Origin of the sequence: Crenothrix polyspora, from assembly GCF_900163755.1 — a bacterium.
Lineage (GTDB): Bacteria > Pseudomonadota > Gammaproteobacteria > Methylococcales > Methylomonadaceae > Crenothrix > Crenothrix polyspora.
This window is the reverse complement of record NZ_FUKI01000057.1, coordinates 79,297-85,493: the sequence shown is the minus strand read 5'-3', so window position 1 is coordinate 85,493 and position 6,197 is coordinate 79,297. Positions and strand designations below refer to the sequence as shown.

Genomic DNA, 6,197 nt, shown 5'->3' with positions numbered 1-6,197 from the left:
GGATGCTCGGATAAAATTGAAAAAGCTTTATCCGACACTTAAAGAGTGACTAAGTACTAGCCCGTTGCGAGTGCTGTTAAAGTCTTCAACCATAGCCAGATTGCCCTCGTATTCGGCATAGCCCTGAAAGCCATAAAACGTGGGTGACAATAAACCGGCACGTAAACGCGAAGTGAACGCATTCGCCGTTTGCACAGGCAAACCGGAGACCGGATTTGTAGGCCCTGCGCCCTGATTAACATTTTCCCAGCGCGTGTTCAAATCAATTTTAACCGCACCGTTTTTGCCGTAATGATAAAAATTAAGCGCATCTTCTACTTCCTGGGTGGCGCTTTTGGCTTGCGCCGAGTTGCTAACGACTGATAGTGATAAAACGGTTATCGAGAGTGGCAGTTTCAATAATAATTTAGACATGGCGATTTCCTTGTGAAATAAACAGGCTCAGTGGGTATGGTCACATTCCGTCAAAAAACTCAGGATGCTTTCTCTGTATTTATAATAATCAGGGTGTGTTAACAGGTCTTTTCGTGAGCGGGGTCTGGGTAAGTCGATGTCCTGAATTTTGCCGATTTTAGCGTGCGGGCCGTTAGTCATCATCACCACGCGGTCAGCCAGCAAAATGGCCTCATCGACATCGTGGGTAACGACAATTGCCGTTACATGGGTGCGCTCCCAAACTTCCATCAGTACTTCCTGTAATTCCCAGCGTGTTAAGGAATCCAGCATACCGAATGGTTCGTCCAGCAACAGCAGCTTGGGGGACAGCGCAAAAGCGCGGGCAATGCCCACGCGTTGTTTCATGCCATTGGACAGGTCGGCGGCTTTTTTATGCAAGGCATCACCAAGCCCCACACGGGTTAAATAATATTCGACAATCTTAAGCCGCTCACCCGATGTCGCATGCGGATAGACCTTGTCGACACCCAGCATGACGTTGTCAAACGCGGTCAGCCACGGGAATAAACTGGGCGCTTGAAACACCACACCACGGTCGGGACCTGCGGTGGTAACTTCCTTGTTATCGAGGATAATCACGCCTTCGGAAATGTCATTCAGGCCAGCGGTCATTGATAGCACGGTGGATTTACCACAGCCAGAATGACCTATGATGGCAATAAACTCGCCTTTGCGCATTTTCAGATCAAAGCCATCGACCACTTTAACGCTGCTGTTGCCATCGGGTGTCGGGTAGATTTTCGACAGCTTGGAGAACTCCAGGTAACGCGGGTATGGCATGTCTGATTGTTGATTGATCGGCGATTTTTCTACCTCCCAGTTAGTGCGGGTATTGGGTTTAACCTTGGGCAAAAACAGATTTTTTTGGATGCTCTCAGGGGTTTTTGCTATGCCGATAGCAATTAAATACTGGGTAATGTCAGCACGGATGTGTTTAAAAGTGTCGTTTTGGTTTAATGCCGTACGGTTGCGGGGGCGCTCAAGAGTAATAGGAAATTCCGGGCCAAAAGTGGCATTAGGGCCAGGATTGAGCGGGATCACCCGATCAGCCATGTAAATGGCTTCATCGACATCGTTAGTAATCAAAATGACGGTTTTCTTTTCCTGTTCCCAGATGTGCAAGATTTCATCTTGCAGGTTGCCGCGTGTCAGCGCATCCAGCGCACTCAGCGGTTCATCCAGCAGTAAAATGTCGGGGTTGGCGGCCAAGGCTCTGGCCACATTCACCCGTTGGCGCATGCCACCCGATAATTCCGCCGGTTTTTTGTCCATCGCCTTACCCAAATTGACCATGTTAATATAATGTTCGGCATGGGCTTTACGCAGTTCTGGCGACCAGTGACTAAAGATAACATCGACCGCCAAGGCCACGTTTTGGTACACGGTCAGCCAGGGCATCAGCGAATAGTTCTGGAATACCACACCACGGTCAGGGCCAGGCTCGGTAATCGGCTGGTTTTGCTTTAACAGTACGCCGCTGTCGGGCTGGATTAAACCCGCTATCAAGGAAATCAGCGTGGTCTTGCCGCTGCCGGAAAAACCGACGATGGCAATAAATTCACCTTGCTTGATACTGAGGTTAATGTCTTTTAAAACACTGGCCTTGCTGCTGCCTTCACCATAGGATTTACAGACATTTTTCAGCTCCAGCAGCGGCAGGTAAGGGTCGTTTGAGGGTTCGGTTGGCATGGGCTTGCCTTTTATGTCGATCACTTTATGGGGGACGGCGTTCATGGCTGCTCCTAGTTAGATGGCTCTGCCAAAGGAAAACACTTTTTGCAGCGACAGCATGATGCGGTCGAGGATAAAGCCGATGAAGCCGATGGTGAATACCGCCACCATGATGCGACCCAGCGAATTGGAACTGCCGTTTTGGAACTCATCCCAGACGAACTTGCCAAGGCCCGGGTTTTGCGCCAGCATTTCGGCGGCTATCAATACCATCCAGCCCACGCCCAAGGACAAACGCATACCGGTAAAAATGTACGGCATAGCGGACGGGATGATGATTTTTCTGACCTGGGTACTCCAGTTAAGGCGTAGCACCTTGCCCACGTTGGTCAAGTCCTTGTCTATGGACGACACGCCGACGGCGGTGTTAATCAGCGTAGGCCACAAGGAGCACAAAGTGACAGTGACGGCGGAGGTGATGAACGACTTTTCAAACCACGAGTCATCGGTGGTGACATACACGGCACTGACCACCAGGGTGACGATGGGCAGCCAGGCCAACGGTGACACCGGCTTGAAGATCTGAATTAACGGGTTGATGGCGGTATTGATGACAGGACTCATGCCGCACAGCAAACCCAGCGGCACAGCTACCAGGGTGGCAATGATAAATCCTGAAAATACGGTGTACAGGCTGGTGAATATCTTGTCCAGGTAAGTGGCCTGGCCGTTGTAAGGACGCACTTTGGTTTCTGCGGCGGAATTCTCTGCCAGGGCTTTGTCATTGCGCTCTTGTTGGCGCTGGTAGTATTCGCTCTCTTTACTGCGCTCGGCAAAATGCTCATCCAGCAAGCCGCCGGCTTCATGCCAAACTGCTGTAGGGCCAGGGATAGCACCCAGACTGGTATTCACCTGTGAGGCCGATACACTCCAAAGCCCCAGGAACAGCGCAAAAGCGATAATGGGTACACCCATAATCAAGAACAGCTCGCGCACTTGTTGGCTAGGGTTTTCACCGGCCATGATTTTGGCCAGCGGGATAAACCAAGTGAGCCCCGTGATGTTAAAAAATCGTATGAGTTTGTTGTTCATGGTATTGCCTGCTTGTGGGTCGGTCAGTTCGTTTTTTTATGTATAAATCGTTTAAGCTGGATTAAATCAGCGTCCTTCGTTTCGTGCCCCATGCCACTATTAAAAAATGGTGCATCCTTGCACCCGAGAAACATCCCATATTCATGAGGGAACAATCAGGTATATATCTCACATCAATAGCGCACTACAGGGACTGCTTATGGCCTTCTCCAAGGCATCATGGTTAAAAAATCAGTTGTTTAAACAGTGTGTTTCTAAACCGTTAGCTTGTAGGGTGGGCAACGCTTTTTTGCCCACCCTACATAACTCATGAGGGAACACCCGTCCTGTTATTTCAAACCGATGGCAAACTGTTTCAGGTAGTCATTGGGTTTGCTGGCATCAAACGTCACGCCATCAATAAAGTCGGAAGACGGTGGCTTAATGCCGGTTTCGCCGTCGGCAGGGAAATCACTGGGTTTGGCTTTACCTTCAGCGACCAGGGCTTTAGCGGCAGCCATGAACACATCGGGTTTATAGACTTGTTTGGCAATGTCCATATACCAAGAGTCGGGTTTGGCTTCACTGACCATGCCCCAGCGGCGCATTTGGGTCAGGCTCCAGATCGCATCACTGTAGTAAGGGTAAAAGCCGTTATATCGGGCGAATACGTTAAAATCGGGTAACGCACGTTTATCGCCTTTTTCGTATTCAAAGGTACCGGTCATGCTGTTGGCAAGCACGTCGGCATCCGCGCCGACGTATTGTTTTTGCGATAACATCTCAACCGCCTCATTGCGGTTTTTATTGCCTTCCGCATCCAGCCACAACGAGGCACGGATCAGGGCTTTAACGATAGCAATATGGGTTTTTGGATTTTTGTCGGCAAAGGCTTTACTGACACCAAATATTTTTTCCGCGCTGTTTTTCATCAATTCAAAGTCACTGATAACAGGGACACCAATGCCCTTAAACACCGCTTGCTGGTTCCATGGCTCACCGACGCAATAGCCCACTATGGTGCCAGAGTCCATCGTCGCTGGCATTTGCGGTGGCGGGGTAACTGACAACATGGCTTCTGCACCTTTTTGGCCAGAAGTGTCGCCAGGCTCATAAAAACCAGGGTTAATGCCACCCGCTGCCAGCCAATAACGTAGCTTCATGTTGTGCGTGCCCACCGGAAACGTCATCGCCATGTTGAAGGGTTTACCCGCTGCTTTATATTTTTCCAACACCGGCTTTAACGCATCCGCTTTAATAGGGTGTACTGGTTTACCGCCTTCCATTGGGATTTGTGGTTTCATCTGTTTCCAGACATCGTTAGAGACAGTAATGGCATCGCCGTTTAAGGTCATGGTAAACGCACTGACAATATCGGCCTTAGTACCGAAACCCACTGCACCGCCAAAAGGCAAGGTGGCCAGCATATGTGCGCCATCCAGCTCGCCGCTGGTGACACGATCCAGCAATACCTTCCAGTTAGCTTGTGCTTCCAACTGTACCGATAAACCTTCTTCATCGAAGAAACCTTTTTCAAAGGCGACCGCAAGTGGTGCCATGTCGGTGAGTTTGATAAAGCCCAGTTTCAGGCTTTCTTTTTCCAGTTTTTCAGCTGCACTCACGTAAGCCGACAACGTCAATGATGAAATAAGTGCGGCAGCTGAGATGGCTCTGACCAAACGGGTCAATGCAGGTTTTTTAGGTTGATTCATAAATAACGTGTCCTGTATCAGAATTTTTGAACAAAAAAAAGCGTCTCTAAACTGGCCGTGCTGCTAACAACACCTGCTGTTTAATTGACGCCTTTGTCAGATTGCTCAGCTGTTAGCTTAGCGGGAGATGCCATCGTTAGCGCCTCTGTAATGAATAAAGCACACACTGTGCCAAGTCCTGTTTTTGGGATATATTTTTTATTTTTGTAATTTATTACATGAGGTTACAACTGTTTATGGGCGGGTCTTAAGGTAGGATGTGGTGGGTGGGTCGCAAATGACAACTCAGATATTGCCCGACTAGGGTGCGGGTTATAGGGTTTTTGCACCAATACAGTGAGCTTCAGTGCCTTAAAATAAAAACGTGACAATAGCTTTTAAATGCCCGCGTTTAATAACAGGCATAGCCAACATACTGCTTAAGCTGTTTAATTCAGGATTGTATTCAGGCGCGAGTGGGGTTGTGGTCAGGATAGGTACACCGCTCAGCCAAACCCGGCCTAAGGCTCCCACGCCTTTTTTAACCGCAAAGCTTTCAAACATTTCCGCCAGCGTGTTGGTGTGTTTACTGTAGCCTTGCTGGCACAGCAATTGTTTACCGGTGGCATCTGGCATCCATAGCTGGATACGTTTGGCTAACGGGGTGGCTTTGGCCGACAAAAAAGTCATCACATAGCTTTGCCCGTTGTTGGTGCAGACAGGGATGGCCAGACCCGTGGTAATACCAGCCAGTTGTGCATCACCCGCACGGATGAATTCATCAACCTGGCCAATGTTATCTATTAAAACCGGTAATCCCGTTTGCCACGCCATCCCAGGCAAGCCTTTGCCTTTGGGCATGCTGACCAGCCTGGAGATGTTTTCAAAGTAATCCAGCGTGCCATAATAGCCATTCATGACCCGTAAACTATCCTGGTCTGTAGGGCTATTACCCCAGACTTCAATGGCTCCTGCATGCGCTTCATCATCGCCGCATAAAAACACCACCACGGCCAGTAAAAAATCACCGGAAAAAATCGGCAGCGCAATACCGCAAGTGAGTCCGGCTTTTTGTGCGGCTTCAGTGCGTTTAAAGTAAGAATACTCAAAGCGGGTCAGTACAATGGGATGACCCGCCGCCCAGGCTTTACCGGGCAAGCCCTCATTGTAGGCAAAATGCTGTTGTTCGCTGGCAGCTTTAAAATCATTCAAAGCACCGTACATGCCGGAACTGAATTCTAACTGGCAGCGCTGTTTATCAGGTATCCATATTTCAACCACTTTGATAAAAGTTTTCATAACAAGGGT

Annotated in this window: 5 protein-coding genes; all 5 read right to left on the bottom strand. The window is 49.2% G+C overall.

Going from position 1 to position 6,197, the window contains the following annotated elements; all coding sequences use genetic code 11:
• Window positions 1–27: 27 nt before the first annotated feature.
• Window positions 28–414 carry a hypothetical protein gene (locus CRENPOLYSF2_RS03845; protein ID WP_176371020.1) on the bottom strand — a complete coding sequence of 129 codons (387 nt, stop codon included), beginning with the start codon at window positions 412–414 and terminating at the stop codon, window positions 28–30.
• A gap of 27 nt (window positions 415–441) precedes the next feature.
• Complete coding sequence (locus CRENPOLYSF2_RS03840; RefSeq protein WP_419185541.1) at window positions 442–2,145, bottom strand: ABC transporter ATP-binding protein; 1,704 nt, start codon at window positions 2,143–2,145, stop codon at window positions 442–444.
• Window positions 2,146–2,202: 57 nt separating this feature from the next.
• Window positions 2,203–3,219 (bottom strand): ABC transporter permease, encoded by a 1,017-nt coding sequence (locus CRENPOLYSF2_RS03835; RefSeq protein ID WP_087142635.1) that lies wholly within the window; start codon window positions 3,217–3,219, stop codon window positions 2,203–2,205.
• Between the two features lie 329 nt (window positions 3,220–3,548).
• The gene (locus tag CRENPOLYSF2_RS03830) at window positions 3,549–4,910 is read right to left on the bottom strand and encodes a CmpA/NrtA family ABC transporter substrate-binding protein (protein WP_087142634.1); all 1,362 of its coding nucleotides are present in this window, start codon (window positions 4,908–4,910) and stop codon (window positions 3,549–3,551) included.
• A gap of 351 nt (window positions 4,911–5,261) precedes the next feature.
• On the bottom strand, window positions 5,262–6,188 hold the full coding sequence (locus CRENPOLYSF2_RS03825; RefSeq protein WP_087142633.1) for a GAF domain-containing protein: 927 nt from the start codon (window positions 6,186–6,188) through the stop codon (window positions 5,262–5,264).
• Window positions 6,189–6,197 lie beyond the last annotated feature (9 nt).

Coding starts and splice junctions, on each gene's coding strand:
- CRENPOLYSF2_RS03830 (WP_087142634.1), bottom strand. CDS start 4,910: ATGAATCAACCTAAAAAACCTGCATTGACCCGTTTGGTCAGAGCCATC.
- CRENPOLYSF2_RS03835 (WP_087142635.1), bottom strand. CDS start 3,219: ATGAACAACAAACTCATACGATTTTTTAACATCACGGGGCTCACTTGG.
- CRENPOLYSF2_RS03845 (WP_176371020.1), bottom strand. CDS start 414: ATGTCTAAATTATTATTGAAACTGCCACTCTCGATAACCGTTTTATCA.
- CRENPOLYSF2_RS03825 (WP_087142633.1), bottom strand. CDS start 6,188: ATGAAAACTTTTATCAAAGTGGTTGAAATATGGATACCTGATAAACAG.
- CRENPOLYSF2_RS03840 (WP_419185541.1), bottom strand. CDS start 2,145: ATGCCAACCGAACCCTCAAACGACCCTTACCTGCCGCTGCTGGAGCTG.